The organism is Pseudomonas reactans (assembly GCF_013385825.1).
In the GTDB taxonomy this organism is placed as follows: domain Bacteria; phylum Pseudomonadota; class Gammaproteobacteria; order Pseudomonadales; family Pseudomonadaceae; genus Aquipseudomonas; species Aquipseudomonas reactans.
Window position 1 is genome coordinate 1 of sequence record NZ_JACAPG010000007.1, and the last position, 3,677, is coordinate 3,677.

Below are 3,677 nucleotides of genomic sequence, written 5' to 3' on the forward strand. Positions count from 1 at the left end.
GGTTTCGGAATTTAATCTTGACGATGACCTACTCTCACATGGGGAAACCCCACACTACCATCGGCGATGCATCGTTTCACTGCTGAGTTCGGGATGGGATCAGGTGGTTCCAATGCTCTATGGTCGTCAAGAAATTCGGGTACTGAGTCGTGGCGTAGGCCTCGCTTCAGCAAATTGGGTATGTGACAGCTTTCGGTGTTTTGTGAGCGTCGAACTTTCGGTTCATTTCGTCTTCACACACCGCAATCTGATGCTCGTTAGAGTAGTCAAATTGCTTGGGTGTTATATGGTCAAGCCTCACGGGCAATTAGTATTGGTTAGCTCAACGCCTCACAGCGCTTACACACCCAACCTATCAACGTCGTAGTCTTCGACGGCCCTTCAGGGAACTCAAGGTTCCAGTGAGATCTCATCTTGAGGCTAGTTTCCCGCTTAGATGCTTTCAGCGGTTATCTATTCCGAACATAGCTACCCGGCAATGCCACTGGCGTGACAACCGGAACACCAGAGGTTCGTCCACTCCGGTCCTCTCGTACTAGGAGCAGCCCCTCTCAAATCTCAAACGTCCACGGCAGATAGGGACCGAACTGTCTCACGACGTTCTAAACCCAGCTCGCGTACCACTTTAAATGGCGAACAGCCATACCCTTGGGACCGGCTTCAGCCCCAGGATGTGATGAGCCGACATCGAGGTGCCAAACACCGCCGTCGATATGAACTCTTGGGCGGTATCAGCCTGTTATCCCCGGAGTACCTTTTATCCGTTGAGCGATGGCCCTTCCATACAGAACCACCGGATCACTAAGACCTACTTTCGTACCTGCTCGACGTGTCTGTCTCGCAGTCAAGCGCGCTTTTGCCTTTATACTCTACGACCGATTTCCGACCGGTCTGAGCGCACCTTCGTACTCCTCCGTTACTCTTTAGGAGGAGACCGCCCCAGTCAAACTACCCACCATACACTGTCCTCGATCCGGATAACGGACCTGAGTTAGAACCTCAAAGTTGCCAGGGTGGTATTTCAAGGATGGCTCCACGCAGACTGGCGTCCACGCTTCAAAGCCTCCCACCTATCCTACACAAGCAAATTCAAAGTCCAGTGCAAAGCTATAGTAAAGGTTCACGGGGTCTTTCCGTCTAGCCGCGGATACACTGCATCTTCACAGCGATTTCAATTTCACTGAGTCTCGGGTGGAGACAGCGCCGCCATCGTTACGCCATTCGTGCAGGTCGGAACTTACCCGACAAGGAATTTCGCTACCTTAGGACCGTTATAGTTACGGCCGCCGTTTACCGGGGCTTCGATCAAGAGCTTCGCGTTAGCTAACCCCATCAATTAACCTTCCGGCACCGGGCAGGCGTCACACCCTATACGTCCACTTTCGTGTTTGCAGAGTGCTGTGTTTTTAATAAACAGTCGCAGCGGCCTGGTATCTTCGACCGGCATGAGCTTACGGAGCAAGTCCTTCACCCTCACCGGCGCACCTTCTCCCGAAGTTACGGTGCCATTTTGCCTAGTTCCTTCACCCGAGTTCTCTCAAGCGCCTTGGTATTCTCTACCCAACCACCTGTGTCGGTTTGGGGTACGGTTCCTGGTTACCTGAAGCTTAGAAGCTTTTCTTGGAAGCATGGCATCAACCACTTCGCTAACTAAAAGTTAGCTCGTCATCAGCTCTCGGCCTTAGAATCCCGGATTTACCTAAGATTCCAGCCTACCACCTTAAACTTGGACAACCAACGCCAAGCTGGCCTAGCCTTCTCCGTCCCTCCATCGCAATAACCAGAAGTACAGGAATATTAACCTGTTTTCCATCGACTACGCTTTTCAGCCTCGCCTTAGGGACCGACTAACCCTGCGTCGATTAACGTTGCGCAGGAAACCTTGGTCTTTCGGCGTGGGTGTTTTTCACACCCATTGTCGTTACTCATGTCAGCATTCGCACTTCTGATACCTCCAGCAAGCTTCTCAACTCACCTTCACAGGCTTACAGAACGCTCCTCTACCGCATCACTTACGTGATACCCGTAGCTTCGGTGTATGGTTTGAGCCCCGTTACATCTTCCGCGCAGGCCGACTCGACTAGTGAGCTATTACGCTTTCTTTAAAGGGTGGCTGCTTCTAAGCCAACCTCCTAGCTGTCTAAGCCTTCCCACATCGTTTCCCACTTAACCATAACTTTGGGACCTTAGCTGACGGTCTGGGTTGTTTCCCTTTTCACGACGGACGTTAGCACCCGCCGTGTGTCTCCCATGCTCGGCACTTGTAGGTATTCGGAGTTTGCATCGGTTTGGTAAGTCGGGATGACCCCCTAGCCGAAACAGTGCTCTACCCCCTACAGTGATACATGAGGCGCTACCTAAATAGCTTTCGAGGAGAACCAGCTATCTCCGAGCTTGATTAGCCTTTCACTCCGATCCACAGGTCATCCGCTAACTTTTCAACGGTAGTCGGTTCGGTCCTCCAGTTAGTGTTACCCAACCTTCAACCTGCCCATGGATAGATCGCCCGGTTTCGGGTCTATTCCCAGCGACTAGACGCCCTATTAAGACTCGCTTTCGCTACGCCTCCCCTATTCGGTTAAGCTCGCCACTGAAAATAAGTCGCTGACCCATTATACAAAAGGTACGCAGTCACCTAACAAAGTAGGCTCCCACTGCTTGTACGCATACGGTTTCAGGATCTATTTCACTCCCCTCTCCGGGGTTCTTTTCGCCTTTCCCTCACGGTACTAGTTCACTATCGGTCAGTCAGTAGTATTTAGCCTTGGAGGATGGTCCCCCCATATTCAGACAAAGTTTCTCGTGCTCCGTCCTACTCGATTTCATGACTAAGAGATTTTCGCGTACAGGGCTATCACCCACTATGGCCGCACTTTCCAGAGCGTTCCGCTAATCTCAAAGCCACTTAAGGGCTAGTCCCCGTTCGCTCGCCACTACTAAGGGAATCTCGGTTGATTTCTTTTCCTCAGGGTACTTAGATGTTTCAGTTCCCCTGGTTCGCCTCTTGCACCTATGTATTCAGTACAAGATAACCATCTTATGATGGCTGGGTTCCCCCATTCAGACATCTCCGGATCAAAGTCTGTTTGCCGACTCCCCGAAGCTTTTCGCAGGCTACCACGTCTTTCATCGCCTCTGACTGCCAAGGCATCCACCGTATGCGCTTCTTCACTTGACCATATAACCCCAAGCAATCTGGTTATACTGTGAAGACGACATTCGCCGAAAATTCGAATTTCTCAATTAAGAGAACTCACAAATTTTACCTTAGCCTGATCCGTCACCAGTGAAAGTAACGTTCAGTCTATCTTTCTATCACATACCCAAATTTTTAAAGAACGATCTAATCAAAGACTAGAAATCAACATTCACCATCACATTGATGGAATGCTCATTTCTAAGCTTTCATAACGCAGAAGCAGTAGTGGTGGAGCCAAACGGGATCGAACCGTTGACCTCCTGCGTGCAAGGCAGGCGCTCTCCCAGCTGAGCTATGGCCCCATATTTCTACAGGCGTTTCCCACACAAAATTGGTGGGTCTGGGCAGATTCGAACTGCCGACCTCACCCTTATCAGGGGTGCGCTCTAACCAACTGAGCTACAGACCCAATTTCGGGCTGCTTCTTATCGTCTTCTTCAATGAATCAAGCAATTCGTGTGGGAACTTATGGAGCAGC

2 tRNA genes and 2 rRNA genes are annotated in these 3,677 nt (G+C 50.7%); all 4 read right to left on the reverse strand.

Annotation, left to right across the window (positions count from 1 at the left end):
- Positions 1 to 15 precede the first annotated feature (15 nt).
- Positions 16 to 131, reverse strand: a 5S ribosomal RNA gene (rrf, locus tag HX868_RS08250).
- Between the two features lie 155 nt (positions 132 to 286).
- Positions 287 to 3,178, reverse strand: a 23S ribosomal RNA gene (locus tag HX868_RS08255).
- A gap of 247 nt (positions 3,179 to 3,425) precedes the next feature.
- A tRNA-Ala gene (locus HX868_RS08260) sits at positions 3,426 to 3,501 on the reverse strand.
- A 30-nt stretch (positions 3,502 to 3,531) separates the two neighbouring features.
- Positions 3,532 to 3,608, reverse strand: a tRNA-Ile gene (locus HX868_RS08265).
- Positions 3,609 to 3,677 lie beyond the last annotated feature (69 nt).